Origin of the sequence: Pararhizobium sp. A13, from assembly GCF_040126305.1 — a bacterium.
GTDB lineage: Bacteria > Pseudomonadota > Alphaproteobacteria > Rhizobiales > Rhizobiaceae > Pararhizobium.
The window spans coordinates 257,448-284,385 of sequence record NZ_CP149512.1; the positions used below are offsets into that span (position 1 = coordinate 257,448).

23 protein-coding genes and 1 pseudogene are annotated in these 26,938 nt (G+C 60.6%); 13 read left to right on the top strand and 11 right to left on the bottom strand.

All coding sequences use genetic code 11. The annotated features are described in order from the left end of the window. Window positions 1-10: 10 nt before the first annotated feature. The 3 genes from WI754_RS29820 to WI754_RS29830 all read right to left on the bottom strand — a co-directional run bounded on the left by WI754_RS29820 (window position 11) and on the right by WI754_RS29830 (window position 2,366). Window positions 11-673 (bottom strand): amino acid ABC transporter permease, encoded by a 663-nt coding sequence (locus tag WI754_RS29820; protein ID WP_341486290.1) that lies wholly within the window; start codon window positions 671-673, stop codon window positions 11-13. Between the two features lie 9 nt (window positions 674-682). Further along, window positions 683-1,462, bottom strand: a complete 780-nt coding sequence (locus tag WI754_RS29825) for an amino acid ABC transporter ATP-binding protein (RefSeq protein ID WP_341486291.1) — start codon at window positions 1,460-1,462, stop codon at window positions 683-685. A 70-nt stretch (window positions 1,463-1,532) separates the two neighbouring features. Further along, entirely contained in the window at window positions 1,533-2,366 is an 834-nt protein-coding gene (locus WI754_RS29830; protein WP_341486292.1) for a transporter substrate-binding domain-containing protein, read from the bottom strand. Between the two features lie 199 nt (window positions 2,367-2,565). Here WI754_RS29830 and WI754_RS29835 point away from each other — a divergent pair, with 199 nt between their 5' ends. From WI754_RS29835 to xth, 8 genes are all read left to right on the top strand, one after another. Then, the gene (locus WI754_RS29835; protein ID WP_341486293.1) at window positions 2,566-3,285 is read left to right on the top strand and encodes a GntR family transcriptional regulator; all 720 of its coding nucleotides are present in this window, start codon (window positions 2,566-2,568) and stop codon (window positions 3,283-3,285) included. Next, the gene (locus WI754_RS29840) at window positions 3,286-4,053 is read left to right on the top strand and encodes a pyrroline-5-carboxylate reductase (RefSeq protein ID WP_341486294.1); all 768 of its coding nucleotides are present in this window, start codon (window positions 3,286-3,288) and stop codon (window positions 4,051-4,053) included. 628 nt (window positions 4,054-4,681) lie between these two features. Beyond that, on the top strand, window positions 4,682-4,891 hold the full coding sequence (locus WI754_RS29845) for a dodecin (RefSeq protein WP_341486295.1): 210 nt from the start codon (window positions 4,682-4,684) through the stop codon (window positions 4,889-4,891). Window positions 4,892-5,172: 281 nt separating this feature from the next. Further along, on the top strand, window positions 5,173-7,635 hold the full coding sequence (ligD, locus tag WI754_RS29850; RefSeq protein ID WP_341486296.1) for a DNA ligase D: 2,463 nt from the start codon (window positions 5,173-5,175) through the stop codon (window positions 7,633-7,635). 25 nt (window positions 7,636-7,660) lie between these two features. Continuing rightward, window positions 7,661-8,536: a Ku protein gene (locus WI754_RS29855; RefSeq protein ID WP_341486297.1), complete on the top strand. Its 876-nt coding sequence runs from the start codon at window positions 7,661-7,663 to the stop codon at window positions 8,534-8,536. Then, a complete protein-coding gene (locus WI754_RS29860; protein ID WP_341486298.1) occupies window positions 8,536-9,621 on the top strand; it encodes a tetratricopeptide repeat protein in 1,086 nt (361 codons plus the stop codon). Before WI754_RS29855 ends, WI754_RS29860 begins: the two co-directional genes overlap by 1 nt. 1 nt (window position 9,622) lies before the next feature. Then, the gene (locus WI754_RS29865) at window positions 9,623-10,264 is read left to right on the top strand and encodes an alpha/beta family hydrolase (RefSeq protein ID WP_341486299.1); all 642 of its coding nucleotides are present in this window, start codon (window positions 9,623-9,625) and stop codon (window positions 10,262-10,264) included. A 13-nt stretch (window positions 10,265-10,277) separates the two neighbouring features. Next, entirely contained in the window at window positions 10,278-11,051 is a 774-nt protein-coding gene (xth, locus tag WI754_RS29870) for an exodeoxyribonuclease III (RefSeq protein ID WP_341486300.1), read from the top strand. A gap of 336 nt (window positions 11,052-11,387) precedes the next feature. Here xth and WI754_RS29875 read toward each other — a convergent pair whose 3' ends face one another. Then, entirely contained in the window at window positions 11,388-12,803 is a 1,416-nt protein-coding gene (locus tag WI754_RS29875; RefSeq protein ID WP_341486301.1) for an aldehyde dehydrogenase family protein, read from the bottom strand. Window positions 12,804-12,901: 98 nt separating this feature from the next. Here WI754_RS29875 and WI754_RS29880 point away from each other — a divergent pair, with 98 nt between their 5' ends. Beyond that, window positions 12,902-13,822, top strand: coding sequence for a LysR family transcriptional regulator (locus WI754_RS29880; protein WP_341486605.1), 921 nt, complete (start codon window positions 12,902-12,904; stop codon window positions 13,820-13,822). Between the two features lies 1 nt (window position 13,823). Further along, entirely contained in the window at window positions 13,824-14,507 is a 684-nt protein-coding gene (locus tag WI754_RS29885) for a DUF2161 family putative PD-(D/E)XK-type phosphodiesterase (protein WP_341486302.1), read from the top strand. Window positions 14,508-14,512: 5 nt separating this feature from the next. Here WI754_RS29885 and WI754_RS29890 read toward each other — a convergent pair. Continuing rightward, window positions 14,513-14,754, bottom strand: a pseudogene (locus WI754_RS29890) (LacI family DNA-binding transcriptional regulator); the annotation flags it as partial. Between the two features lie 237 nt (window positions 14,755-14,991). Here WI754_RS29890 and WI754_RS29895 point away from each other — a divergent pair. Continuing rightward, complete coding sequence (locus tag WI754_RS29895) at window positions 14,992-15,789, top strand: inositol monophosphatase family protein (protein WP_341486303.1); 798 nt, start codon at window positions 14,992-14,994, stop codon at window positions 15,787-15,789. Between the two features lie 98 nt (window positions 15,790-15,887). On the opposite strand, the gene WI754_RS29900 is transcribed toward WI754_RS29895, so the two are convergent. Together WI754_RS29900 and WI754_RS29905 are read right to left on the bottom strand one after the other, a co-directional pair. Next, on the bottom strand, window positions 15,888-17,414 hold the full coding sequence (locus WI754_RS29900; RefSeq protein ID WP_341486304.1) for an ABC-F family ATP-binding cassette domain-containing protein: 1,527 nt from the start codon (window positions 17,412-17,414) through the stop codon (window positions 15,888-15,890). A 326-nt stretch (window positions 17,415-17,740) separates the two neighbouring features. Continuing rightward, window positions 17,741-18,148: a MerR family DNA-binding protein gene (locus WI754_RS29905; RefSeq protein WP_341486305.1), complete on the bottom strand. Its 408-nt coding sequence runs from the start codon at window positions 18,146-18,148 to the stop codon at window positions 17,741-17,743. 76 nt (window positions 18,149-18,224) lie between these two features. Here WI754_RS29905 and WI754_RS29910 point away from each other — a divergent pair, with 76 nt between their 5' ends. Further along, window positions 18,225-19,019 carry a glutaredoxin gene (locus tag WI754_RS29910; RefSeq protein ID WP_341486306.1) on the top strand — a complete coding sequence of 265 codons (795 nt, stop codon included), beginning with the start codon at window positions 18,225-18,227 and terminating at the stop codon, window positions 19,017-19,019. 14 nt (window positions 19,020-19,033) lie between these two features. On the opposite strand, the gene WI754_RS29915 is transcribed toward WI754_RS29910, so the two are convergent. From WI754_RS29915 to WI754_RS29925, 3 genes are all read right to left on the bottom strand, one after another. Continuing rightward, the gene (locus tag WI754_RS29915) at window positions 19,034-20,698 is read right to left on the bottom strand and encodes an iron ABC transporter permease (protein WP_341486307.1); all 1,665 of its coding nucleotides are present in this window, start codon (window positions 20,696-20,698) and stop codon (window positions 19,034-19,036) included. 65 nt (window positions 20,699-20,763) lie between these two features. Next, window positions 20,764-21,780, bottom strand: a complete 1,017-nt coding sequence (locus WI754_RS29920; protein ID WP_341486606.1) for a Fe(3+) ABC transporter substrate-binding protein — start codon at window positions 21,778-21,780, stop codon at window positions 20,764-20,766. A 103-nt stretch (window positions 21,781-21,883) separates the two neighbouring features. Beyond that, window positions 21,884-22,978 carry an ABC transporter ATP-binding protein gene (locus tag WI754_RS29925; RefSeq protein WP_341486607.1) on the bottom strand — a complete coding sequence of 365 codons (1,095 nt, stop codon included), beginning with the start codon at window positions 22,976-22,978 and terminating at the stop codon, window positions 21,884-21,886. A 110-nt stretch (window positions 22,979-23,088) separates the two neighbouring features. Here WI754_RS29925 and WI754_RS29930 point away from each other — a divergent pair, with 110 nt between their 5' ends. Then, entirely contained in the window at window positions 23,089-25,755 is a 2,667-nt protein-coding gene (locus tag WI754_RS29930) for an AMP-binding protein (RefSeq protein WP_341486308.1), read from the top strand. On the opposite strand, the gene WI754_RS29935 is transcribed toward WI754_RS29930, so the two are convergent. Next, window positions 25,709-26,923, bottom strand: coding sequence for an MFS transporter (locus WI754_RS29935; RefSeq protein ID WP_341486309.1), 1,215 nt, complete (start codon window positions 26,921-26,923; stop codon window positions 25,709-25,711). The two genes, WI754_RS29930 and WI754_RS29935, sit on opposite strands and share 47 nt — an antisense overlap. Window positions 26,924-26,938: the final 15 nt, after the last annotated feature.

Here is a 26,938-nt window from a genome sequence, read left to right on the forward strand (position 1 = left end):
GGTCTTGTCCTCAGCCCGTTACCAGTTGGCGACGGCGTTCCAGGAAACCGACGATTTGGGCAACCGGGAAGGAGACCGCGAAGTAGACGAGCGCGACAATTGTGAAGGTTTCAATTGGCCGGTACGTCTCCGTCGCAAGCGTCTTGGCCTCGTACATGAGATCTTGCACGGCCACGATCGCGACCAGAGCGCTTTGCTGGAAACTGCCAATGCCGTTGGTCAGAAGTACGGGAATTGAGGCTCGAATTGCTGTCGGCAGCACGATATAGAGAGTGCGCTGCAGCGGATTGAGACCAAGCGCGATGCCAGCATCGAGTTGCTCGCGCGGCACGCCCTGGATTGCGGCGCGATAGGCTTCCGCGTTGAAGGCCATCAGATTGAGGCCGAGCGCCAGGATGCCCATCGTCATCGAGCCGAGGAAGACGTTGAAGAGCATCGGCACGCAGTAGAAGAACCAGACGATCTGAACGATTGCCGGCGTGCAGCGGAAGAATTCCACGAAAAGCATCGCCGGCACCCGAATGTCGGCTATGCGGCTCATGATCATAAGAGCGAGTGGAAACCCGAGGATGATGCCTATGAGGTTGGCGGCGGCTGTCAGTTGCAGGGTAACGATCAGGCCATCAAGCAGCGGGCCGTAGGAGACTGACTGGAAGTCGAATGTATAGTTCATCTTCGCCCCCTAGTGCCGGATATGGAAAACGCGGTCGATGAACTCGCGGGTGCGCTCTTCCTTCGGCGAGCCGAGCACCTGCTCCGGAGGGCCATCCTCGACAACCACGCCGCCCGCACAGAAGATGACGCGCGAGGCGATGTTCTTCGCGAACCACATGTCGTGGGTGACGATCATCATCGGCATGTCTTGGGCGGCTAGCTGTAAGATGACCTGTTCGACCTCGGCGACGAGTTCTGGATCAAGAGCCGACGTCACCTCGTCGAACAGCATCAGCTTCGGATCGAGCATCAGGGCGCGAGCGATCGCCACACGTTGTTTCTGTCCGCCTGAAAGCTGCGCCGGATAAGCACTCGCCTTTGCGCCAAGGCCAAAGCGTTCGAGAAGCGCCTGGGCGCGCTTGGTCGCACCTGTCCTGTTTTCACCCCTCACCTTGCATGGCGCAAGAACCAGATTTTGAATGACGCTCAGGTGAGGAAAAAGCGTGTAGTGCTGGAACACCATGCCGATCGAGCGGCGCACTTCGGTATCGATAATTGTCTTCCTGTCGACGCTCTCGGACGAGATATAGGGGTTTCCACCGAAAGTGATCGATCCGCTGTCGATCTTCTCGAGCCCCATCATCACGCGCAGAAGAGTGCTCTTGCCGCCGCCGCTTGGGCCGATGACGACGACCCGTTCGCCGGTCTTCATTTCGATATCCACACCCTTGAGGACCTGAATATTGGGTCCGTAGCCCTTGTGAAGGGACTGGATCTTGACAAGAGGAGTACTGCTGCATGTGGTCATGACGGATCTCCGGCTTAAAACAGAAAATGAAAGAGGGCCGAGCAGAGCGCGCCGTGCCCGGCCCTTGGCATCACTGCGCTGCCTTGAGCACCTCATCGACCGCCTTGCGGATCAGTTCGTCCACGTGGCCGGTCGCGACCTTTTCCTCGAGGAATATGTTCACCACTTCCACATCGGCTGCCGACAACTGGTATGGTAGGCCGAATGCGACACCCTGCTTCGCCAGCGCCGGTGTCGGATTGAGAGCAATCGCCCAGTCAGGATTGGACTGCGTGAAGAGCTGGTTCGTATCTGAAGCGTCGACCAGGATGTCGGCGCGTCTGGAAACGACCGCCAAACGCGTCTCGTCATTGCCTGGCAGCCGCAGGACAGTAGCGTTCTTCACGGCAGCTGTTATTGCCTTGTCCTGGGCGGTGCCCGACATGACTGCCAGCGTCACGTCCTTCTTGTCGATGTCCGCAACCGAGGTAGCGCCCGCCGGAACCTTCGGGTTGTCCTTATTGTAGGCAAGCGAGATCTGGTACTCCATGGCAGGAACTGAGAACTGAACGGCCATGGCACGCGCCGGCGTCCTGTTCAGCGCCAGCGAGACGTCCCACTTTCCAGCCTGCAGGCCCGCGACGATGTTGTCCCAGGTCGTATCGACGAATTCCGGCTTGACCTTCAGAGCTTCGGCGAATTCGCGGCAGAGATCAGCGAAGAAACCCGAGTATTCGCCGGTAGCAGGATCTCGCATGACGTAGGGCGGAGCAACCGCCGCGCCGCAGCGAACCACACCCGCCTTCTGCACGCCCTGCCAGTAGCCTTCGGCGGCCTGGGCAGAAACGGGGGCGGTTGAAAGGCCAGCAATCAGGGCAAGTGCAGGCAGCGCCCGCAATACGGGCGAAAGCATCTTCGAAACCATCGTCATTTCCTCTTTTTGTGATGCGCGATCCGCGCGGTTCCTCTCGTCGGCTTGTAAGCCGATCTTGTCTTTGTGTCGTCTCTGTGTCGACACTGTAAATAATGTCGGCTGAGTGTCGACAAAGTCAAGGGGAAATTTTACATTGTCACCGCACGGCCATTCTGGCCTTATGCGTTCGGGCAACGTGAAAGGGACGTAAGTGTCTGACGAAGCAGAAACCAAGCGAGCCAAAGGCACGGGCTGGAAAAACGTCTATGAGACGCTGAGAAACGAGATCCTGGCGCTCACGCTTGCGCCTGGTCAGCTCCTCGACGAGAGCACGCTCGCCGAAAGGTTTGACATGTCCCGTTCGCCGGTTCGCGAAGCCTTGATTAGGCTCGCGGGCGAGGATCTCGTCGTCACCCTGTCAAACCGCAGCACGATCGTCGCACCAATCGAGGTCGCAACCTTCCCGAAATATGTCGAGGCGCTGGACATAGCCCAGCGCATGAACACCCGACTGGCTGCGGAACTGCGCACCGAGGCAGACCTGAAGGCCATCGCCAAGCGGCAGAAGGAATTCGAAGCCGCCGTGAAAATCGGCGATCACCTCAAGATGTCCGAGGCCAACAAGCAGTTCCATATGGCGATCGCCCATGCCGGCAAGAACGGCTATCTCGCCTCGTTCTACGAGCGCTTGCTCAATCAAGGCCAGCGCATGCTGCATCTTCACTTCGACTATCTGGAGCGTACGCATGAGGGGTATCTTCTCACTGACGAGCACGATCTGATGCTGGAGGCGATCAGGGCGAAGAATGTCGATCTCGCCGATGAACTGGCTCATGCCCACACGCGCCAGTTCCAACAGAATTTCATCGACTTCATGCGCGAGAACTACACGACCGATGTCTCGCTCGCGCGGCGCAAGGCAGCCGAATAAATGCGTATCGGTTTCGTCGGCACAGGTGCCATCACCGAGGCGATGGTAACAGGTATCTTGTCCGGGACGCCATTGGCACGCGATGTCTTGGTCTCGCCTCGCAATGCCGAGGTTGCGGACCGATTGGCGAGAATGTTTCCGGCGGTGCGAATTGCTGCGGACAACCAGGACGTCGCAGACGCTTGCGACATCCTCGTTCTCGCCATCCGGCCGCAGGTCGCCGAAGAGGTTGTAAAGTCACTTCGCTTCGCGCCTGGCCAGACAGTCGTCAGCGTGATTGCTGCAACCGATCGCGACAGGCTGCAAGAGTGGATCGGCCAGGAGGTTGACCTCACCCAGGCAATACCGCTGCCCTTCGTTGCCAACCGCGAAGGTGTGACCGCGATATACCCACCGAATTTTGAAGTCGCATCGCTGTTCGCCAGCCTGGGAACAACCGTTCAGTGCGCGACGCGAGAAGAATATGACCTTCTCGCCGTCGCGAGCGCAATGATGGCGACATACTTCGGCATCATGGACCGGACAACGAACTGGCTTGCTGCGAAGGGGTTGCCAGACAATTCCGCGAGAGACTATCTCGCTGCACTTTTTGCCAGCCTCTCACAAACCGTGCTGCGATCGAACGGCACATCTCTCAAGGAGTTGAGCGGTGAATTTGCGACCAAAGGCGGGCTCAACGAACAGGTTCTTGTCGACTTTGAACGCAACGGCGGCGTTACCGCATTGACCGACGCGCTTGAAGCCGTTCTCCGGCGCATCAAGGAATAGCCAACGCGTCCCCGCTTCCAAGAGCTTGGAGAGCGATGGATCAGATCAACAACCCGAACACCCCTCCCACGCGGGTGGCGGCCGGTACCTTGGAAAGGTGACATGGACAACGGGAAGGTTTTCCAAGCAGCCGATCAGTGGAGACTCGACATCCGTAGCCGCCATCGCCACCTGGTTGTCCGAAGCAGGCAGCCCGCTTGGCACTGTGCCGGGAGGTAAGCTGGTTCGTCGATCACAACGCCGCGCAGAGTTGGTGAGTGCCCGCCGCGCCCACCAGCGCGGCCGGCCGGCCGGCGGTCACACGGAGTTGCGGGATCATCGTGCGTACTGTGCTGATCACCGCCACTGCAGATCGCCAACGATCTAGTTCCGCCCCCACCCCATGCGCGATCATCAGATTGAACAATCGGAGATGGTTCCGCCCTTCATTGGGATCTCGCCACTCGAAGACTTTCTTCTGTCAGACCGTTTGACAACAACAGGTTATTGCCGGATCGTCGGCGGTTAGCTGTGAAATGCCAGCAGTTGTGGCGCAGCGTTGTCTGCGTGACGATGCCCGCTCGATTGGGCAGTCTCGTCGAGCGCCCTTGAGGCCAAGCACAGTCCTGAAGCAACCCGGGAGGATAACGTGAGCGACCATGTCTATAAAAAGGTGGAACTTATCGGTAGTTCGAAGGTCTCGCTGACCGAGGCGATCGAGACAGCGATTTCGCGAGCTTCGAAAACCATGAGAAACCTTGAATGGTTCGAAGTGGATCAGATCCGCGGGCACATCAAGGACGGCACGGTGGCGCACTATCAGGTGGTCATGAAGGTTGGATTTCGGATCGACGATTGATGCGCTGAGCCGATTGTCTGTTGCTACCCCAAGAGCTGGGTCGAAGCCTGGCTCCTTGGATGATGCGCGAGCGGTTTACCCGGCCGGACATTCCGATCCGGCCCTGCAACCAACAGTTCATCGGCATTCTGAGGGGCCTCTTGAATAATAATCAGACGAATGCTCGACCAGAGTAGCCGCCGCGATCAAGCGGCTCTTCGCAGCTCAGAGCACGGCGACAGCGAAAAACGCTGCTTCCGCTCGATATTGCAGGTTTGCTGGACAAGCCATAGCGTAGGGAAATGGCGACATCGAAACTGACGGCCTATCGCAAGAAGAGGGACTTTTCGAAGACGCAAGAGCCGGTTGGAAGTCTTGCCGGCGGCGGCAATCGTTTTGTTGTGCACAAGCATCATGCCACCGCAGATCACTACGATCTGCGGCTGCAGATCGGCGGCGTACTGAAGAGTTGGGCCGTCCCGAAGGGGCCTTCGCTCAATCCGGCGGACAAGCGGCTGGCGGTCGAGACCGAGGATCATCCGCTCGAATATATCGACTTCGAGGGCGTGATCCCCGAAGGCGAATACGGCGCCGGTCCGATGATCGTCTGGGATACCGGCGTCTGGGCACCGATGGACGATGTCGACAAAAGCTTGAAGGCAGGCGCCTTCAAGTTCCGGCTTGCCGGCGAAAAACTCAATGGCGGCTGGATGCTGGCACGGCTGAAGCCCAAGCCGGGGTACGATGACCAGCGCAACTGGCTCCTGTTCAAGGAGCATGATCTTGCCTCAAGCGACACCATCGATATTCTCGCGGCGCGCCCGGAAAGCGTCAAGTCAGGCCGGCGGATCGAGGAGTTCGCGGAGAAGCCAAAGCCCGCGATCCGGCCGGCAAAGCCCAATCCCGGCGTGCTTCCTGGCGCGGTGAAAGGCGCCCTGCCAGCGCGCATCGAACCACAACTTGCGACACAGGCGGCTATACCGCCCGGCCGCGCCGAACAACGTGAGATTTGGCTGCACGAGATCAAGTTCGACGGCTACCGGACGATGGCGCACGTGTCCGCAGGTGCCGTGCATCTGATCACCCGCGGCGGACTGGATTGGACGAAGCGCTATGGCGACCTGCCGGAGGCTTTTCGGCGGCTGCCGTGCCGCGATGCCGTCATCGACGGCGAAATCGTCGTGCTGGACGACAAGGGGATCAGCAGGTTCGCGCTGCTTCAGGACGCACTCGCAAATGGCGCAGGCAACAGGCTTGTGTTCTATGCCTTCGATCTTCCTCATCTCGACGGCTGGAACCTTATCAATGTTCCGCTCGAGAAGCGGAAGGCCCTGCTGGCACAGCTGCTCAAGGGGCACATATCCAGCCACTCCGCCATTCAGCTGAGTGATCATGTCGTTGGCGATGGGCGTGCACTCTACGAACAGGCTTCGGAAATGGGGCTCGAAGGCATCGTATCGAAGCGCGCATCGGCTCCCTACCACAGCGGCCGGTCGAAAACCTGGGTGAAGACCAAGGCGCTGATGACCGGTGACTTCGTGATTGCCGGATACACCATCTCCGAGGCCGCGGGCGGCCTTGCTGCGCTTGCGCTCGGCGAATGGGTGGACGGCGAACTGGAATACCGCGGGAAGGTTGGAACCGGCTTCGACGCGGGAATGCTCAAGCAGTTGTTTGCGCGGTTGGAGCCGATGCGTGCTGGCGCAACGAAGCTTGAGGGCGCGCCAAAAGACGTCATGTGGGTCCGGCCGGTGCTCTCGGCGCACATTCACTATTCCAACCGGACCGCCGACGATGCGCTCCGCCACGCGGTCTTCAAGGGGCTTCGCGATGTCGAGCTCTCCACCCCAGTTTCCTCCCGGCAAGAACGGTTGATCTCGGACGCCGATCTCGCAAGCATCTCCGTTACCAACCCGACGCGCCGACTGTTCGGCAAATCCGGCCCGACCAAGCTCGATATTGCAGTCTACTATGCCCTGGTCGGCGATTTCATGCTGCCGCATATTCTCGGCCGCCCGGTGTCGCTTTTCCGCTGCCCGACGGGAAAGTCCCAGGACTGTTTCTTCCAGCGCCATCCCTTTACTGGCATGCCACCCTCGATGGCGACATTCGAGTTCGCCAATTCCGAAGGCGAAACGAAATCCTACCTCTCGGTAGAAGACGCAAGAGGGTTTCTAGCACTGGCCCAATTCGGCGTGGTCGAATTCCACACCTGGGGGACAACTCGAAAGCAGCTGGAAAAACCTGACCGCATCGTCTTCGACCTCGATCCCGGCGAGGGCATTGGCTGGCGAGAGGTGGTCGAGGCGGCTGTCCACATCCGCGGTGAACTCGAGGCAATTGGCCTTCTCCCGTTCGTCAAGACATCCGGCGGCAAGGGTATCCATGTGGTCGTGCCAGTCACGCCGAAGCTCCCCTGGAAGAAAGTGCATCCGGCGACAAGCGCCATTGCCGCTCGCCTGGCAGCGACTGCTCCGCAGACGTTCACCACAACTATGGGCAAGGATAATCGGATACGGCGAATTTTCATCGACTTTCATCGCAACGCCCGCGGGCACACGTCTGCCGCTCCCTATTCGCTTCGCGCACGTACCAATCTGCCGGCATCGACCCCCGTGAGCTGGACCGACCTTGAAGCTATCGACGCTCCGGAGGATTTGAACTATTCTTCCTTGCCGGGCCTCTTGGCCACTTCCGGCGATCCCTGGGCCGATATCGACGAATTTGCCAGGGACTTGCCGTTGTTGTCCCAGGCTGGAAAGTAATCGTGTTGCCGCTTAGGAGATGATCATGGCGCCCAGGGCAAGTTGGAAAGGTTACCTCAAACTCAGTCTCGTGAGCTGCCCGGTCCGGCTGTATCCCGCCACCAGTTCGAGCGAGCGCATCAGCTTCAATCAGCTTCACAAGGATACTCATAACCGGATCAACATGAAGCCGGTCGACCCGGAACTTGGTCTGATCGAACGGTCCGACCTGGTGAAAGGCTACGAGTACGAGGACAAGAAATACATCATCATCGAGGACGCCGATCTTGAGAGCGTCAGGATTGAATCCAACCACACAATGAACATCGAGGCCTTTGTTGACGAAGGGGCGGTCGACGTCATCTACCAGGATGCTCCCTATTATCTGGCGCCGGATGGGGCGATGGCCGAGGAAACGTTTGTCGTGCTCCGTGAAGCGTTGCGAAAATCCGGCAAGCTGGCGATCGCGCGTCTGGTGCTGTCCAGCCGCGAGCGAGTGATCACTATTGGCGCGCGCGAGACCGGCATGTTCGTCTGCACGCTGAGAAATCCCAGCGAGGTGCGCGGAACGGCCGAATATTTCGGCAATATCCCGGTCGGAAACCCCGATCCCGAGATGCTTCAACTCGCCGAAGCGCTCATCCAGCAGAAGCTGACCACCTTCGATCCCAGGAATTACGAGGATCGCTATGAGGAGGCGCTGATGAAAATGATCCGCGAGAAGCTCAAGGGTCACAAGCCGATCATTGCGGCAGCTCCGGAGCGCGGTAATGTCATCAACCTCATGGACGCGCTGAAGGCGAGCCTTTCGCAATCGAAGCCACCGGCCAAGAGCAAGAGCAAGTCGGAGCCAGCCGCCAAGCCGGCGGCGAAGGTTGTCGCTTCGGCAACGGCCAAGCCGACTGCCAAGAAGAAAATCTGATGGGGGTTTCTGGCCAGACATTTGGCATCGTGGGCGCTCTGGCCGCATTCCCCCAACGGCTGGCGGCGCGGGAGGTCGAACGGCAGCACGGGCATTTGAGACGCGGTGTGACGCGCCGAACCTCGCATCTGGTCTTCGGCAGAGGTTTGCTGACAAAGGCAAGTGAAGCCGAGATCGAAGCGCGGTTCGACATGGAGGCCAGCCACGGCAGGTGTTTCCTCAGCGAGAACGGATTTCTTCGATTGCTGGGTTTGATGACATCCCCGGCAGCATCCGCCCTGACACGGCAGGCTTTGATCGACCAATCCCGACTGTCTCCACGGAGCTTTGATTTTCTTTCCCTATTCGATGCTTTCGAGCACGACGCGGAGCCCTACTCCTTCCGTGATCTGATCCTCGCCAGGAAGTACGCTGGCCTGATCACCAGCGGCGCTACCTGGTGTGCGATCGCAAGGTCGGTGTGCCGCTCCCGTTCGGTGGCCTCACTCACCGCGCTGTCGCTCCACCACGAGGGCTCCGATACGATTTATGTCCGCGATGCCGAAGGTTTGAGCGAACTCGACGGCCAATTGCTATTCGATCTGGGAGCGCCCGACGACGCCGAGCTTGAAGACCTCTTCTCTCGGGCCGAGGCTGCCGAAGAGGACAGTCTGTACGACGAGGCTGCCGCCTTCTATCAACGTTGCCTTGCCATCGATCCCACCGACTCCGTCGCGGCGTTCAATCGCGCAAATTGCCTCAAGGCGGGTGGCCGGCCGCTGGAGGCTGCGCATGATTATGCGCGCGCGATCAAGCTCGACCCGACCTTCGTCGAGGCATGGTTCAACCTCGCCGGGCTTATGGGCGATCGCGGGCGGACGGATGCTGCTCGCAGGCACCTGCAAAAGGCGATCGAACTCGACGGCGACTATGAGGATGCCATCTTCAATCTGGCGAAACTTGAATTCGATGCCGGCAATCTCGGCGAGGCGCGACGCCGGTGGGCGCGCTATCTCGAACTCGACAACGATTCCGAATGGGCACGAACAGCCGCTCGCGGTGTGCAGTTCGTCGACCTCCAGTTCATCGCAAAAACGGCTGGTTGAGATGGGCGAACGCTTTCTGTTCGACGGGCCGGACGATGCCGCCATCACGATCCTGCTTGCACACGGCGCCGGCGCGCCGATGGATTCCGCGTCGATGAGCGCAGCCGCCAAAGCTCTTGCCGAGGCCGGCTTTCGCATCGCCCGTTTCGAGTTCGGTTACATGGCGGCCCGCCGCACATCGGAGGGCCGCAAGCCACCACCCTGGGCCGAGACGCTTAATCCGGAGTATAACGCCGCCGTCGCTGAACTTGCCGCAGACGGCCGCCTCATTATCGGCGGCAAGTCGATGGGCGGACGGGTTGCCAGCATGGTTGCTGACGATCTTTACTCGGCGGGGAAAATCACCGGGCTTCTTTGCCTCGGCTACCCTTTTCACCCTCCCGGCAAGCCAGAACAACTCCGTACAAGGCATCTCGCCGGGCTGACGACGCCGACATTGATCTGCCAGGGAACGCGTGACGAGTTCGGCACCCAGCAGGAAGTTCAGGGCTATACACTCTCGGACAAAATCGAAATTCTCTGGCTTGACGACGGCGACCATGACCTCAAACCTCGCAAGAGCATCTCCGGTTTCTCGGCCGCCGATCACCTGACGACCATGGCCGAGGCGGTGGCGGCGTGGGCCGGCAAGCTGGCGCGCTGACGATGCGACCCGCATGAAGATCGCGACCTTCAACATCAATGGCGTCAACCGGAGGCTCGACAATCTACTGGCTTGGTTGAACGCATCCAGGCCCGATGTCGTCTGCCTCCAAGAGCTTAAGGCAACGGACGGCCAGTTCCCCAAGGCGGCGATCGAGGCCGCCGGCTACGGCGCGGTCTGGCGTGGACAGTCAGGCTGGAACGGGGTTGCGATCTTGGCGCGGGACGGCGAACCGATCATGACCCGCGCCGAGCTACCCGGCGATCCGTCCGATACACAGGGCCGTTACATCGAGGCGGCGGTCAACGGCATCCTGATCGCTTCGCTCTATGCACCCAACGGAAATCCGCAGCCCGGCCCGAAATTCGACTACAAACTTGCCTGGCACGACCGCCTCGCTCTGCATGCTGCGGAGCTGTTTGCGACGGGTCTGCCGGTGGTGCTTGCCGGAGATTACAACGTCGTTCCGGAACCACGGGACATCTATCCCACCCATTCTTACGATGACAACGCCCTCATTCAGCCCGAGAGCCGCGCCGCGTTCCAGCGCCTTCTCGATCAGGGCTGGCTCGACGCGCTTCGTAAAATCCTGCCCGAGGGAGCGATCTATACGTTCTGGGACTATCGCCGGAACCGATGGCAGCGCGACGCCGGCCTGCGTCTCGATCACATCCTCTTGAGCACGAAACTGAAGCGCCGGCTGGGCGGCGCGGGCATTGACCGGTATATCCGAGGGATGGAGGGTGCTAGCGACCATGCACCCACATGGATCACGTTGCGGAACTAAAGCGGGCAATATCACATTGTTTTTGGCTTAGTCTCGCTCGTGAAGAATGCACACTTATTTCACCAGAATTGCCGCGACACGCAACCCGTTCCGGTGATCGGCGGTGCCGATGGCCGCCAGATTGACGTATCCATAGGCGACGGCATCGTCCTGCCGGCGGGACGGGACATCGCCGGACCAGGGCGGGTCCGGACTTTCTGGTCGTCGGCGCTTAGCCGCCGAACCAGGAGGCGGATATCAAGACCGACGCCGCAGATCAGGCGGATTTACAGACCATCCGAGCGGCCCCTTTGCCCGCTGCCCGCCCGATCGAAGGCAACACGGGCGTCGCATGAGTCAGGCGAGCACCGCCCTCGGTTCGAGATGACCCTCCAGGCCGAACACGCCAAATTCGCGACCTATCCCCGATTGCTTGAAGCCGCCGAACGGAGCCAGAGGCTCGTGCGGCGCTCCGTTGATCACCACACTGCCGGTCTCGAGTTGAGCCGCAAAGGCCCGGGCGCGGTCGAGGTTTGACGACAGCACGTAAGATTGCAATCCGTAGCTCGTATCATTGGCGATCGCGACGGCCTCGGCTTCATCCTCATAGGGAATGACGCAGAGGACGGGGCCGAAGATTTCCTCGCGGGCGATGCGCATGTCATTGGTGACGTCGGTAAAAATCGTCGGGCGAATGAACCAGCCGTGGTCCAATCCGTCCGGACGCCCCTCGCCGCCGGTGAGCAGCGTTGCGCCCTCTTCCAGCCCCAGGTGGAGGTAGCCCTGCACGCGATCATACTGTTTTTGGCTGACCAGCGGACCGATCCTAACTTCTGGATCCGAGGGGTGCCCGACCTTGATCGCGTCGACCGCTGCCTTCAGATGCTCAAGAATTTCGTCAAGACGGCCCTTCGGGGCCAGAATGCGGGTGCCGGCGATACAGGCCTGGCCGCTATTGGCAAAACCCATCATCAATGCGGTCGGAATCGCCGAAGAGAGATCGGCATCGTCCAAAATGACGTTCGGACCTTTCCCGCCCAGTTCCAGCGTCACGCGCTTCATCGTTTCCGCGCCCGCGCGCAGGATAGCGCGGCCGACCGCGGTCGATCCGGTGAAGGTTATTTTCGCCACGTCGGGGTGGGAACTGAATTCGGCGCCCACGACGTCGCCACGGCCATTGACAATATTAAAGACGCCCGCGGGCAGGCCGGCCTCATGCAGGCATTCCGTGATCAGCTGCGTCTGGATGGCGCTCAGCTCGCTGGGCTTGATGACGATCGTGCAACCGGCGGCAATCGCTGTTGCCAGCTTGCCGCAGATGAAACCGTAATTGCTGTTCCAAGGTGTGATCGCGGCGACCACACCGAGCGGCTGCATCGTCACTTCCGCGCGGCCGATTGTGCGTGAGAATTCATAATTCTCAAGCGTCTTTGCCATGTCGAGGAAGATCGAGGCCGCGTAGGGGACGGCAAAGCAGAGGAAGTACTGCGGCGCTCCATATTCCTCGGCCATTGCGGCCTCCAGCTCATCGGAGCGCGCGGACACGGCGGCACTGAGCCGCTTCAGCATTGCGATACGCTCTGCCTTGCTGGTTCGCGAGAAGGCTGGAAATGCCCGTTTGGCGGCGGCAATGGCCGCGCGGGCGTCGGTCTCATCGCCAAGACGGACCTCGCCGATCTTCCGTTCGGTGGCCGGGTTGAACAGGTCGGCGAACTCCTCGCCGTGCGGGGTGACGAAGGTACCGTTGATGTAGATCTTGTCGATCGTGCGCATGACGCTCTCCACTGCTTTTGACGGAGAGGTATATGGCGGTTTCCTATTGATCTGATAAGCTCATCAAAATAATGCAGTCTGATGCGAATTCCGGGACAATGATCAACGGCAACCTGATAGAACTGGAGTTCACCGTTGCCGTTGCGCGGCATGGTGGCTTCCGCGCGGCGGCCCGCGAACTCGGCGTATCCTCGTCCGCGATCAGCCACTCGATCGCTGCGTTGGAGGCCCGCCTCGGTGTGCGTCTGTTCAACCGGACCACGCGCAGCGTTTCCTTGTCGTCGGCCGGCGAACAGTTTGTCGCGGAGATCATGCCCGCCCTTTCCACAATCCGCACAGCCATCGAAGGTGTGGACGAACACCGCTTGGAACCATCGGGCACGCTGCGCCTGAACACCTCGCTCGGCGCGGCGCGCATGATTCTCGAGCCGCTTATTCTGGAATATCTGCACCGCTATCCACGAATGAAGGTCGAATTGGTGACCGAGGACGCGCTAATCGATATCGTCGCCCAAGGCTTCGACGCCGGCGTGCGGATCGTCGAAGCCGTGCCGCCGGACATGATCGCCATACCGATCAGCGAGACGATCCGCTCCATCATCGTCGGGGCCCCGTCGTACTTCGATCGGTATCCGCGGCCAGGGGCGCCGGGCGACTTGATGGCGCATAACTGCATCCGGATGAGGATGGCGAGTGGAACCATCTACCGCTGGGAGTTCGAAGGGCACGGGGAAAGCCTGACGGTCGATGTTCCGGGAAACCTGACGCTCGACGAGAGCGACCTGATGCTGCGTGCCGCCCGAGAGGGCGCGGGCCTTACCTACCTGGCGGAAAGTTTGGTTGCCGACGATGTCGCCGCGGGGCGTCTCATCCAGGTTCTCGACGACTGGACGCCGCCCTATCCGGGACTTTGCCTCTACTACCCCGGCCGGCGGCATCTACCGGCAAAAATGCGCGCATTTGTTGATCTCATATACGAAACGCGCAAAGACCGTGGCGTTGAACGATTGAGGGCATGAATTGGAAACGACGCTCTATCTGCCGATCAAGCGCTTTCTCGAGGCTGCCGGCTACAGCGCCAAGGGCGAAATCGCCGGCTGCGACATCGTGGGCTTGAGTGCCGACGAACCGCCGGTCGTCGTCATTTGTGAACTGAAGCTCAGCTTCAATCTCGAACTCATCCTGCAGGCCGTCGATAGGGCAGCGGCCAGCGACGAAGTGTGGATTGCCGCCCGCGTTTCGACCAAGGGAAAGGGACGCGAAAGCGACCGCCGCTATCGCGACCTCTGCCGCCGGTTGGGCTTCGGCATGCTCGGTGTTGCCGACAATGGCATGGTGGACGTTATCGTCAGCCCGATCGCACTGATGCCGCGCAAGAATCTCCGCAAGCGATCGCGCCTCGTTGACGAGCACAAACGCCGCAAGGGAGACCCGGCCGTTGGTGGTAGCACCAGAGCGCCGATCATGACGGCCTATCGTCAGCAAGCGCTTGCCTGCGCGGCTGCCTTGCAGAACGGTCCGTTGCGTCCGAGGGACCTGAAGGCCATTGTGCCCACTGCGGCTAATATCTTGCGCGGCAATGTCTATGGCTGGTTCGAGCGCATCGACAGGGGCGTCTATAGTCTGACTGCCGCCGGCGGCGAAGCGTTGATGCGCTGGCCGCGGTCGCCATCGGCGGGCGACCTGGAAGTTGCGGCCGAATAGACCGGCGACGAGCGATAGGGCGTGGCGATTTCCGGAACGATCAGGCAGACGATGCCGCTTTCGTGGCGCATCAGGCCGCGAGCAAGATGATTGACGTGATAGCCAAGCGCCTCGGCCGCATCAGCACCTTCTGGCGCATATTCGGCGACACGCTGGCGCCTGGCGTGAACGTGCGCGAGACAGCGGAACGTGAAACGCCCGCCTTCTCCGCAACTTCCTGGGCACTGACGAACAGTTTCTGTGACAAGCCGGTCTCCGTCCTTGCCGCGCGCTTTGCATAATTTTGCAAGAACGTTCAAGCAATTGCTCTCCCCGCTTTGTGATCGTTTTATGAAGATTGGGATCAATGACGAGTCTGCTTCGAACGGAAATTGCACGCGATTGCAGACCGCTGCTATGGAGACGGCGTTGACGTCGAGGACTTTCCTGCGACAACCTCGAATACGAGGCAGACATCACCGCGGCGATCGGAAGGACCATATCGATGACATCGCAGGAATCCGGGCTCGGGGCGCGTTTCGCGCTGGCGCAGGCCATTAGCAGGGAAGCGGGCGCCGTCGCACTCGGCTATTTTAGCCAGCGCGAAACGCTGGTGGTCGAAACAAAGCGGGACCTGCAGGACGTCGTGTCAATTGCCGACCGCGAAGTGGAGAACCTGATCCGGGCTCGGGTCGTCGAGGTTCATGCCGATGACGGCTTCCTCGGAGAGGAATACGGTGTTGCCGCGGGGCATTCCGGTTACACCTGGGTGGTCGATCCGATCGACGGGACCAGCCCCTTTGTCAACGGCATGCCGAACTGGTGCGTTTCGATTGCGGTGCTCCATCAGGGCGAACCGGTGATCGGCGTCATCTGCGCGCCCTGCCATGACGAACTCTATGCCGGCGCCTCCGGCCAGGGTGCGACGCTAAACGGCAGAGTGCTGACCCTCGATCCCTCCCGCACCATCCGCAACGCTGTCACCGGTATCGGTGCGAACAACTACGTGACGCCGGCCTTCGTTGGAAAGACAGTCGAAAAGCTGCTTGAGGCAGGTGGCACTTTCATCCGCAACGGATCCGGTGCGCTGATGCTCGCCTATGTCGCCTCAGGACGCCTCGTCGGCTACTATGAACCCTACATGCACGCCTGGGACTGCCTTGCCGGCTATTGCCTCGTCAAGGAAGCCGGTGGTTGGGTTCACCCCTTCCCCGTCGAAGGCGAGCAACTGACCAAGGGTGCGCCGGTACTTGCCGCCGCGCCGGGTGCGATCGACGATCTGAAGGCAATCGCCGGGCTCTGAGCGGCTGCGGACCCGACAATCGGTCCAGGCGCGGGGCCGGTTTTCACACGCGCGTTCGACCGCGCCTGCGCTTTGGTCCACAAACGATGCAGCGGTCGTCAGGTTTTGGCGCACGCTGCCGCAAAGAACCCTTCCGGGCTTTCGACCTCGACAAGGCGCGCCTTGTCGATCAGCCAGAAACGATTGCCGACCGAGCGTACGAAGCTGCGGTCATGCGACACCAGGAAGCAGCTTGCCTGATGCGCCATCAGTTCGCCTTCCAGCGCCTCCTGAGCGTCGATATCGAGATGGTTCGTCGGCTCGTCGAGCAGATAGAAATTGGGGTTGGTCAGCCGCAGGACCAGCATACCGAGTCGCGCCTTCTGGCCGCCGGAAAGTTGGCTCACCGGCCGGGCCTGCAATTCCATCGTCATGCCGGCACCGGCAAGCAGCGTCCGTGCCCGCTGATCACCAATGTCGAACCGGCGAATGATTGTCTCCATAGGCGTATCGCTATCGCGAAGATCGGCCAGCGCCTGATCGCCGTAGCCAAGAACCAGCGAGGGCGTTGCTTTTATGCCCGCTTGCGTGATGTCCACATGATCGATTGCCCGGCGAAGCATGGCAACGAGGCGGGTCTTGCCGGCGCCGTTGGCTCCAAGCAACACAATTCGGTCACCCTGGCAGATGAACTGCTTACCGGTCCGGAAAAGCAGCGCGCCATCCGGTGTCTGAATGGTAGCATCGTCCAGCGTAATCAGAACCTTGGCATGCGTGCCGCGATTGCCGAGCTTGATCGCACCGGCAGAGCGTTCCAGATACGCCGGCTTTGCAGCCTCCTCCAGCTTTTCCGCCCGCTGCTTCAATTGCTTGGTCTTGACCACCAGAAGGTCGCTGCCAGAATTGATGCCAATATTGTTCAGCTTGGTTGCCTGCTTGCGAAGCTGCTCGGCTGTTTTCATGTCACGCTGATAGCGGCGCTCCTCAGAGGCATCGGTTTCGTCGAGCACAGCCCGCGCCCGGCTATAGGGCAGAGCGTAGATCTGCGATTGCACGGGGCGCAGAAACAGCGTCCGGTTCGTCACCGCATCGAGGAAAGCGCGGTCGTGGCTCGCGATAATCACCGGCACATCGCGCGGTAGCGTGCTCAGCCACGCCTCGAGCATCGCGATCTTGCCGAGATCGAGATGGTTGGTCGGTTCGTCCAGCATGAGCACATCCGGTTCGGTTACCCAGACGCGAGCGAGCATCGCAATCCTTTGCCAGCCGCCGCTCAACTGTTTCAACGGTCGCTCCCGAAGCGTCTCTGGAACCTCCAGCGATTCCAGCGCGACATCCACGCGCCAACTTTCGCTCGCCTGCTGATCGGTAGAAAGCGCATCCAGCACCGCGGCGTAGAAAGAAAGGTCGAGTGACGCTGCTGGGACGTTCTGCTCGACATAGCCGATCGTTAGTCCGCGCGCTTTTGCAATGTCGCCCTCACTCGCTTCCAGCATCCCAGCCATGCAGCGAAAAAGCGTCGATTTCCCGCGGCCGTTGGCCGCGATGAGGCCGATGCGATCGCCTGCGTTGACGACAAGATTGAGTTTGGAGAACAGCGGGGTGCCCAGCACGATGCCGAGATTGCGGATATTGATGAGGGTCATGATCGTTCTCTGGTCTTGCCGCGCGACCGTCCACCGAGGGCTCTCAGCCATTATCGATGCGGTGCGTCAGGTGCGGCGATTTGAAGAATGCAGGCGGCTCAAACCATCAGGCTCGGCGCGGCAATGTCACGAAGGGCAGACCAGAAAGCGGTTTTAAGAGAAACGGTCTCAGGTCAGCCCTGCAAACGCATTTGCAGGGCGTTGACGGGACCACGCTGGCGATGGTGCCGGAAACAAGTCTTCACTGCGCAGCCCTCCTTTCTCTGTGTCTAGACACAAGCGCATAGCATCGGGGTGACAAAATTGCAATCCTGGCTGGCGGTCGATCACTCCTGATCGAAGGCCGAAATGATGGGGCACGGACCACTTGAGGTGGCACCGCAGGCAATCGCGAGCCGGCGAAGCGAATCCCGCGCTGTCTGCAGTGCGGCGATCTTCGCATCGAGCGCCGCGATCCGTTCCGCGGCAAGGGTGCGGGCGCGTTCCCGGTCCTCGCTAGCGTCCAGTTCCAGCAATTCGCCGATCTGCTCGAGCGTGAAACCCGCCGACTGGGCCGAGCGAATGAACCGCAGGCGGCGGATATCCTCTTCGCCATAGCGCCGAACCCCGCCGGCGAGCCCGACGCCCCCGGTACGTTGCGGCGTGCCGATCAGCCCTCGCCGTTGGTAATAGCGGACTGTCTCGACGCCGACGCCGCCCTCGCGGGCGAGCCCGGCGATCGTTATGTTCCTCATCGCTTGACTCCGTACTATGGTACGGACCTTATACTCCTGGCAATCGATCGAACCAAGCGAAATGAGAGATTGCATAATGCTCGACAACGTATCCAAAACGGCCACCCTCTACCGCATGGTCATGGACAAACACACCTGCCCCTACGGCCTGAAGGCCAAGGATCTCCTGCAACGCGAAGGCTATCACGTGGACGACCGGTGGCTGACCACACGCGAGGAGACCGACGCATTCAAGGCCGAGCACAACATCAAGACCACGCCGCAGACCTTCATCAATGGCTCGCGCGTCGGCGGCTATGACGACCTGCGCCGGCATTTCGGAAAACCGGTTCGCGATCCGAAAGCCGTCACCTATCGCCCCGTCATCGCCGTATTTGCCGTCACCGCCCTGATGGCGCTGGCTGCAAGCTATGCTGCCTATGGCAGCGTTGTCACGGTGCGGGCGGCCGAGTGGTTCATCGCGTTCACGATGGCGGTGCTTGCCATTTTGAAGCTGCAGAATATCGAGGGTTTCTCGACGATGTTCCTCAACTACGACCTGCTCGCCAAGCGCTGGGTCCGCTACAGCTATGTCTATCCCTTCGCGGAAGCCGGAGCGGGGATCCTGATGATTGCCGGCGCCCTCAACTGGATATCGATTCCCGTCGCGCTGTTCATCGGCACGATCGGGGCCGTCTCGGTGTTCAAGGCGGTCTATATCGACAGGCGGGAACTGAAATGCGCCTGCGTCGGTGGCGACAGCAACGTACCGCTCGGTTTTGTGTCCTTGACCGAAAACCTGATGATGATCGCCATGGCGATCTGGATGCTGGCGGCTTTATTGTCCGGCAATGGCGCCGATCATGCCATGCCGGGAATGGGCGCGATTTAAGACTGTTGCCCAATCTAATGCCGGGTTGAGACACGTCCCATTCTGGCCAGCAGGATGACGGGCAGGATGCCGATGGCGACGATGGCGAGAGCTGCGATGGACGCCTCCTCATAGGTACCCCTCGCTGCCTCGCCGTAGAGATGCGTCGCGAAAGTCTCGACGTTCAGCGGGCGCAGCAGCAGGGTGGCGGGAAGCTCCTTGACGCAATCGACGAACACCAGCAAGGCGGCAGCCGTGATCGCCGCCTTCGACAACGGCAGGTGGACATATCGGAAGGTACCCGCCTTCGATTGGCCCAGGGTACGCGCCGCATGGTCGAAAGAGATGGGGATACGCGCCAGCCCCGCCTCTATGCCGCCGGCCGAGATGGCAAGAAACCGAACCGTATAGGCATAGAGCAGCGCTGCATTCGACCCCATGAAGAGCAACCCTGTTGAAATGCCGAACCAAGCGGTCGCTGTACGGTCCACGAAGCGGTCAAATGTCCCCAGAACGATCAGAATTCCGATCGCGACGACCGTACCGGGAGCGGCATAGCCGAGCGTCGAGAGGCGGTGAAACCAGGATGACGCGGCACCGGGACGCAGACGGCTAGCATAGGCGACAAGCAGGCCGAGAAGAACCGTTGTGACCGTCGCAAGGGCCGCCAGGCCTATGGTGTTGGCGCCCTCGACGAGGAACCGGGGCGAAAGCCCTGCAAACTCCACCCTTTTCCAGGCTTCGACGACAAGATAGGCCGCCGGAGCGGCGAAGCCCACAAGGATGGGCAAAAGCCCTGTGACAAACAGGAGCAGCCCTTTTGCCGGGGAAACGCGGCTTGGTTCGAAAGCGCGATTGCGCTGCGCGCTGGAAGAGTAGCGCTGCTTTCCCCTCGCCCATCTTTCCCACGCAACCAGGATGACGACGATCGCAAGCAACGCCAAGGCGATCTGCGCTGCCCCCGGCAGATCGGACCGGGTGACCCAAGTCGTGTAGATAGAGACGGTCAATGTCCGCACGCCGAGAAACTCGGAGGCGCCGATATCGTTGAGTGCTTCCATAAGCGCGAGACTGACGCCGACGGCAACCGCGGGCCGCGCCAGCGGCAGAGCAACGTGCCAGAAGATCGCGCGCCGGGAAATGCCGAGTGTTCTTGCAGCCTCGATCAGATTGGCGGACTGCGTCAAGAACATCGCCCGCACCGGAATATAGACATAAGGGTAGAGCACGAAACCCAGAAGCACGATACAGCCCGTCATCGAGCGCAGGTCCGGCAGGCGAAATTCCCTTGGGCTGGAATAGCCGAGCAGCCAACGCACCGCCCCCTGCACCGGCCCTATCGGATGCAGGATGTCGAGATAGGCATAGGCAATGATATAGGTCGGCACCGCAAGCGGCAGCAGCAGCGCCCATTCGAGCACCCGGCGGCCCGGAAAGGTGTAGGCTGTGACCAGCCAGGCCGTCGTCGTTCCGACAATGGCGGTGATCAGACCCACACCACAGAGGAGAATGACTGTATCCATCAAGGCGACGGGCAGGACTGTGGTGACAAGATGCGACCACAGGCCTTCGGATCCCTGCACCGCCTGCAGCAAGAGCGCCAAGAACGGCAACAGGACGAAACAGGCGACCGCGGCCGCGCAGACCAGCCACCTGGACCCAGTGGAGCGCCGGTGCCGGCTTCGTGCGGCGCTGGTCATCAAGGAGAATCCATTTCGTCGGCGACGGGACGGCGCCCGCGTTCTCCGCAGGCGCCGTCCTGCTTTTAGTTGTCGAAGCCGACCTTGTCGACCAGTTCACTTGCCTGCTTACGATGGCTGACGATTTCCGTCAAAGGTTTCGGATCGATCTTCAATTCACCGAAGGATGCAATGATCGGGTCGGCCGAGGCGCCGGGCTTCACCGGATATTCGAAATTCGCTTCGGCGTAGATCTTCTGGGCCTCGTCGGACACGAGGTATTCCAGGAGCTTTACGGCTTCTGCCCTATTCGGCGCATGTTTTGCGACCGCAGCGCCGCTGACGTTGACCTGCGTCCCGCCGTCCTTGAAGGTTGGCAGGATCACCTTGATGGCGTTGCCCCAGGAAGCCTGCTCTTCGCCGCCCTTGCCCGACCGCATCAGGCCGACATAGTAGGAATTGGCAATCGCGATATCGCAAATGCCGCCGGCAATATCCTTGGCGCCGTCGCGGTCGCCGCCGGCAGCCTTGCGGGCCAGGTTGTCCTTGACGCCGGCGAGCCATTTCTCCGTCTCTTCAGCGCCGTAATGGGCGATGTAATCGGCAAAGAGCGCGGTGTTGTACGGGTGCTGGCCGGAGCGAATGCAGATCTTGCCCTTCCATTTCGGATCGGCCAGATCCTCGTAGTGGAAGGCCGCGAGATCGAGATCCTTTGCGGCATAAATGACGCGGGCGCGCATGGACAGCGCAAACCAGTTGCCTTTCGCATCGCGCAACTGCTCCGGAATCGATTCCGTCAGGACACTGGATTCCACCGGCTGGGTGACGCCCTTCTCGACGAGATCGACGAGATTTCCCGCATCCACGGTCATCAGGATATCGACCGGCGAGCTTTCGCCCTCGGCCGCGACGCGCTCGACCAGCCCGTCCTTGAGAAAGACCGTGTTGACCTTGGTACCCGTGGCTGCGGTGAAGGCATCCAATAGCGGCTGGATCAGACCCGGCTCGCGGGTCGTGTAGATATTGAGCTCCGCAGCCGACGCGGCGCCGGCGCCGAGCAGCAAGGTTGCTGAAAGCAGTGCGGATTTCGCGATGATCGACATGGTCATTTATCCTCCAGATGAACTGCGCCGTGCTGTCGAGCATTATAGGAGGCGCACGGTCAAGTTTAGTACGAGCAGTTTACCGTAAATGCCGCCCTGACACTCAGGCTGCGGCAAATGCCAGACAGCTCTCCGGCAAGACGACCAAGCCGACAAGGTCCGTCCCAGCCTCCAGACGCTGCATCGTTCGAACCAGTAGCGGCTGCTCCAACCCCTCCACCTTGACGGCGAGTTGTTCCACGTCACCAAGGAAGACACGGCTATGCACGCGCCCGCAGACTTCTCCTGGCTCACGTGACACCGAAATTCCCTGTGGGCGGATATAGAGCGTGGCGGGGCTGCCCTCGCCGAGATCCAGCCTCTGCGCAAACCGGCCGATCACCGTTTCGACATATCCTTGGCGGTAAACGCCAGGAACCTTGTTGAAGGCGCAAAAGAACTCAGCGGCATAGGGGTTCACGGGCCGATCGTGCAGGTCGTAGCCAGACCCGGTCTGGACGATCCGGCCGGCCTTCATCAAGACAACCCTGTCGCCGGCCGAAAGGGCTTCTTCCGGGTCGTGGGTGACCATGATGACAGTCGTGCCGAGGCTTTTCAGAAGCGAAAGCGTTTCATCTCGAACCCTGTCCCGCAGGCCGCGATCCAGGTTGGAAAACGGCTCGTCCATTAGCAGGATATCCGGCTGGGGCGCGAGCGCGCGGGCCAGAGCGGCGCGTTGCTGTTCGCCGCCCGACAGCATATGCGGATACCGTGCCTTCAGATGCTCTATGCCGATATGTTCGAGAATTTCGGCGACCCTGTCGGCGACAGTCTTTTTCGGCCGGCCCCTCAGACCGAACAGGATGTTCTGCTCGACGGTCAGATGAGGAAAGAGAGCGTAGTCCTGGAAAACGAAACCGATCCTGCGGTCCTCCGGCTCCACGAAGACTGAAGGGCCCGAAACTTCGTCTCCGTTCAGCAGGATACGGCCGGCGTCGATCGTATCGACCCCGGCGATCATTCTCAGCAATGTCGATTTCCCGCAGCCGGAACGGCCAACGAGACAGATGATCTCGCCGGAGCCGATCGTCAGCGACACGTCGTCTAGGGCGACGGTCTTTCCAAACCTGCGACTTACATTGCACAGTTCGAGCGCCGGATCTTCTGCTGCCGGAATCAATCTCTCCTCCGTCTTTCGGTTCCACGCACCAAAGGTCATCGTTCCTCCGAAAACACCTATGCGCCCGCCGATAACTTGACAATAGCATTCATGCATTTCATAGGGAGCAAATCCGACTTCCCTTTTTTCTTCCATACTGATTGCTTACCATGGCACCGCTCTTTACGTCCGCGCTGGCAAATTGGGGCGATGCGCCGGCACTGCTTTTCCCAGACCGCGACCCGATCACCTATCGGGAACTGGCAGATCGTGTCAGTCAGAAATTCACGGCGTTCGGCCCGCAGAAGATGCTGGTCGGCGTAGAAGCGTCGCATTCGGAGCACGCAATCATCGGCTACCTCGCGGCCCTTCAATCCGGCCATGCCGTGGTCATGATTCCACCGACGGATCAGGTGCAGGGAGCTGTCGTAGAAGAGGCGTTTGCGCCCGATATCACCTGTCGCCAGGTCGATGGGCGCTGGAGGCCGATCAAGCCTTTCCGCAGCCGCGACCAGCACGGCGTTCCACCACATCCCGATCTGGCGCTGCTGCTGATGACATCCGGAAGCACTGGTCGCGCCAAGGCCGTGAGGCTTTCCGCCCGGAACCTCGACGCCAATGCGGCGTCGATAGCCCAATATCTCGGCCTGACGGCAACAGATCGCGGCTGCATGGCGCTACCTCTGCACTATTGCTACGGCTTGTCCGTTCTGCATTCCCATCTTTCGGTCGGTGCTAGCCTCTATTTCCCGAAACTGTCGATATCGGATCCGCAGTTCCACGATCGGCTGGAACAGTCCGGATGCACGAATTTTTCCGGCGTGCCCTATTCCTACGAGCTTCTGGAGAGCATTGATTTCTGCAGCCGGCTCCCTTCATCCCTGCGCTTCATGACCGTCGCTGGCGGCCGCCTCTCGCCCGATATCATCCGCCGCTACAATCATCGTATGCGCGAAAGAGACGGCGCTTTTTTCGTAATGTATGGCCAAACGGAAGGCACTGCGCGGCTGGCCTATGTGCCACCGGATCGACTTGAGGGAAACGAGGACCGGATCGGGATCGCCGTTCCCGGCGGGACGCTGACGCTCGAGGACGAACAGGGAAGAACGATCTCCTCATCGGGACGGCTCGGCGAACTCGTCTATCGCGGTCCCAATGTTATGATGGGGTATGCAAGTTCGCGCCGCGAACTGACGCATGGCCACGAGCTCGACTGCCTGAAAACGGGCGACCTCGCCGAGATGGACCATGAGGGACTGTTACGCATCTGCGGGCGTCTGAAGCGCATCTCGAAAATCGCTGGTCTGCGGATCAGCCATGATGCGATGGAGGCGGCGCTTGACAAACATGGTATTCGCGCGGCCGTCATCGGCGACGACCGCTCGATCCATGCCTATTGCGCCGGTCCTGCCGATGAACTTGAGGCAAAGCGCATTCTGGTGGCTGCAAGCGGGCTCACCTTGCTGCAGGTCGGCGCCACGTCGCGGGCCAAGCTGCCACGCCTTTCATCGGGCAAGATCGACTATGGCCGGCTGATGCAGCAATTTTCCGCGAGGAGCGCGGAACGCGAAAACCGGCAAGAAACCGTCCAGGAGGTCTTCGCTCAGCTCTTTTACCCGACCCGGGTCGGCCCGCGGGATAGTTTTCTGTCGTTGGGTGGGGATTCGCTGCGCTTTGTCCAGCTTTCGATCGCGCTGGAGCGCATCCTCGGTGAAGCGCCGCCGAATTGGGAAAGGCTTTCCGTTTCGGAACTGGCCGGCAGGGTCAAGCGCACCGAAACAGCGCCCAAACTGGAGGCCAGTCTTCTCATCCGCGCGCTCGCTATCCTCTTCGTCGTTGTCCAGCACGAGACGCTCTGGCCGATTCCGGGCGGTTCCGCCGCGATGATCCTGCTTGTCGGCTTCGGACTTGCCCGCTTTCAATGGCGGCCTGTTATGGAGTTCGATATCGTTCGCCTGTTCCGCTCCGCGCTTCCGATCGTGATCCCCTACTATCTTATCGTCGCGGGCTACACGGTGGCGTGGGGTGAGGTGCCGTGGGCGTCCGTCGTCATGACCGGTAATTTCGGCTTCGCCGATCCGGAGCGACATTCCATGCTTCCCTACCTCTATTGGTTCATCGAAGCTTACTGCCAGATGCTTCTGCTGTTTGCGGGTTTCTTTGCCCTTCCACCCGTTCGAAAGATGGCCGCATGGTCACCCTTCTCGGCGGGACTGGTGCTGCTGGGCGTCGCGCTGCTTGCCCGCTTGATCCTTCCCGATCTCTGGCAAATTGGAAACCGGCAGATTTTCACATTGCCGTGGATGCTCTATCTCGCCGCCATCGGCTTTCTGGCGGCTTTCGCGGATACCATCGCGAAGCGACTGTTGCTGATGGCGGCGGGCATGGTTGTCTTCAGCTTCTTTGCGTTCTACGAAAGCGTCTGGATCGGCACCCGGGTCAAATATTTCCTGCAAATCCCTGTCCTGGCCCTGCTTTTGTTCCTTCCGAGGCCATCGGTGCCGCGAGGGCTGAAAGCGCTCGTCCTGCCGATTTCTGCCGCGAGTTTTCACATCTACCTCCTCCACCGTTTCATGCCGGAACTGCTTCTTCTTCCGCTCTCCGGGAAAATCCCGGCGCCTGCTTTTTCCATGCTCGCCATTGTCGGAGGCGTGGCTTTGGGGGTCATCGCATGGTGGGCGCAGAAGCAGGTCTTGTCGTTCCTCTCCAAACACCGCGATCTCCCGTTCGGGATGACGGGCGCTGCACTTCGCCGGCACTGCCCCGCCGCAGTCGATTTCGCCAAACGGATCAGCATGCCGACGGCCGCGCCGTGTGGCGGCCGTCGAGATAGATGAGCAAAGCGAAGCCCAGCATGCCGGCAAATGCACCGAGCAGCGACGTTCCGGAATAGTCGCTGAACCGGGTCCCAAGCGCAAACAGGATGGCACTAAGCCCGCCGCTTAGGAACAGGTTGACCGAAATAAGCGAGCTTCCAAGACCGGGACGATCGGCGATCAGGTCTTGGATGTAGGTTATCGGAATGCTGATCAGCGCCGCGGCAGCGAAAGCGCTGAGCGGCGTCAGGGCATAGATCTGCCAGGGCGCGGAGGAAAAGGCGAGCAACGCCAGATAGGCCGCATAGAGCACCGTGCCGGCCGCAAGCGCCGTTACCGGGTGCAGGTGAAGCTGGATGCGCGCCCAGACGAAGATGAAGACGACTTCGAGGAAAGCGACGATCCCGACGATGGCACCGATATCGGTGACCCTGCCACCGGCGGTACCGGTTATGATCAGCGGCTGGACCGCCGCGTTGACATGCAGCGTCGAGGTGATCAGCGAGACAGCCATCAGCCGCGCAAACACCTTGGGCGAGAGAACTTCGGCGAAGGAGGCGAGATAGGAGTGACGATGGCTGATCTGTGCAGGAGGTCCGGCGGCGGCCGGCAGTTTGACGAAGACCAGCGCCAGGTTGACGATGCAGCCGAGGCAGGCGAGAAGATAGGCGGGCAACATGCTGCCGCTTCCCGTCAGTACGAGTGCAACAAGGCCGGGCACAAGCACCCAGGCAACTGAAATCGCCGCGCGAACCCCGGAATTGATCGCGGCGGCATCACGCCCGCCCGAGGCATTGGCGATCGCGCGGACATTGGCAAACAGCAGCGATGTCGTCGAATTGTAGACCGGCAGCAGGACCAGTGTGCAGAACACGAAACTGGCCGGTACCGGCACGGCATAGACCAGGCCATAACCGACAACGCCGAACACCATCACGGTCATCAGCAATATCCGGTAGTTGCCGATGCGGTCGGCAAGCACGCCAACCCAGAGGCTTGCGGCAACGTTGACGGCAGCCGCGGCGAATATCAGGATCGAATAGAAGGCATCGCTCAGCCCCAGCTCGGTGATGCCGATGACCGACTGATAGGGCGACGTCGCAGCACCCGTGAATCCAAACAGGAAGATCGCGATCATGCTCAGCCTGACCACAGGGTGGCGGAAGGCGATCAACAGCGTGGAGGTCATGATGAAGGTACCAGG

What these genes read in the sequence shown, in the direction of transcription:
- WI754_RS29820 (WP_341486290.1), bottom strand. Translation starts at nt 673, where the DNA reads ATGAACTATACATTCGACTTCCAGTCAGTCTCCTACGGCCCGCTGCTT.
- WI754_RS29825 (WP_341486291.1), bottom strand. Translation starts at nt 1,462, where the DNA reads ATGACCACATGCAGCAGTACTCCTCTTGTCAAGATCCAGTCCCTTCAC.
- WI754_RS29830 (WP_341486292.1), bottom strand. Translation starts at nt 2,366, where the DNA reads ATGGTTTCGAAGATGCTTTCGCCCGTATTGCGGGCGCTGCCTGCACTT.
- WI754_RS29840 (WP_341486294.1), top strand. Translation starts at nt 3,286, where the DNA reads ATGCGTATCGGTTTCGTCGGCACAGGTGCCATCACCGAGGCGATGGTA.
- ligD (WP_341486296.1), top strand. Translation starts at nt 5,173, where the DNA reads ATGGCGACATCGAAACTGACGGCCTATCGCAAGAAGAGGGACTTTTCG.
- WI754_RS29855 (WP_341486297.1), top strand. Translation starts at nt 7,661, where the DNA reads ATGGCGCCCAGGGCAAGTTGGAAAGGTTACCTCAAACTCAGTCTCGTG.
- WI754_RS29860 (WP_341486298.1), top strand. Translation starts at nt 8,536, where the DNA reads ATGGGGGTTTCTGGCCAGACATTTGGCATCGTGGGCGCTCTGGCCGCA.
- WI754_RS29865 (WP_341486299.1), top strand. Translation starts at nt 9,623, where the DNA reads ATGGGCGAACGCTTTCTGTTCGACGGGCCGGACGATGCCGCCATCACG.
- xth (WP_341486300.1), top strand. Translation starts at nt 10,278, where the DNA reads ATGAAGATCGCGACCTTCAACATCAATGGCGTCAACCGGAGGCTCGAC.
- WI754_RS29875 (WP_341486301.1), bottom strand. Translation starts at nt 12,803, where the DNA reads ATGCGCACGATCGACAAGATCTACATCAACGGTACCTTCGTCACCCCG.
- WI754_RS29880 (WP_341486605.1), top strand. Translation starts at nt 12,902, where the DNA reads ATGATCAACGGCAACCTGATAGAACTGGAGTTCACCGTTGCCGTTGCG.
- WI754_RS29895 (WP_341486303.1), top strand. Translation starts at nt 14,992, where the DNA reads ATGACATCGCAGGAATCCGGGCTCGGGGCGCGTTTCGCGCTGGCGCAG.
- WI754_RS29900 (WP_341486304.1), bottom strand. Translation starts at nt 17,414, where the DNA reads ATGACCCTCATCAATATCCGCAATCTCGGCATCGTGCTGGGCACCCCG.
- WI754_RS29905 (WP_341486305.1), bottom strand. Translation starts at nt 18,148, where the DNA reads ATGAGGAACATAACGATCGCCGGGCTCGCCCGCGAGGGCGGCGTCGGC.
- WI754_RS29910 (WP_341486306.1), top strand. Translation starts at nt 18,225, where the DNA reads ATGCTCGACAACGTATCCAAAACGGCCACCCTCTACCGCATGGTCATG.
- WI754_RS29915 (WP_341486307.1), bottom strand. Translation starts at nt 20,698, where the DNA reads ATGACCAGCGCCGCACGAAGCCGGCACCGGCGCTCCACTGGGTCCAGG.
- WI754_RS29920 (WP_341486606.1), bottom strand. Translation starts at nt 21,780, where the DNA reads ATGTCGATCATCGCGAAATCCGCACTGCTTTCAGCAACCTTGCTGCTC.
- WI754_RS29925 (WP_341486607.1), bottom strand. Translation starts at nt 22,978, where the DNA reads ATGACCTTTGGTGCGTGGAACCGAAAGACGGAGGAGAGATTGATTCCG.
- WI754_RS29930 (WP_341486308.1), top strand. Translation starts at nt 23,089, where the DNA reads ATGGCACCGCTCTTTACGTCCGCGCTGGCAAATTGGGGCGATGCGCCG.
- WI754_RS29935 (WP_341486309.1), bottom strand. Translation starts at nt 26,923, where the DNA reads ATGACCTCCACGCTGTTGATCGCCTTCCGCCACCCTGTGGTCAGGCTG.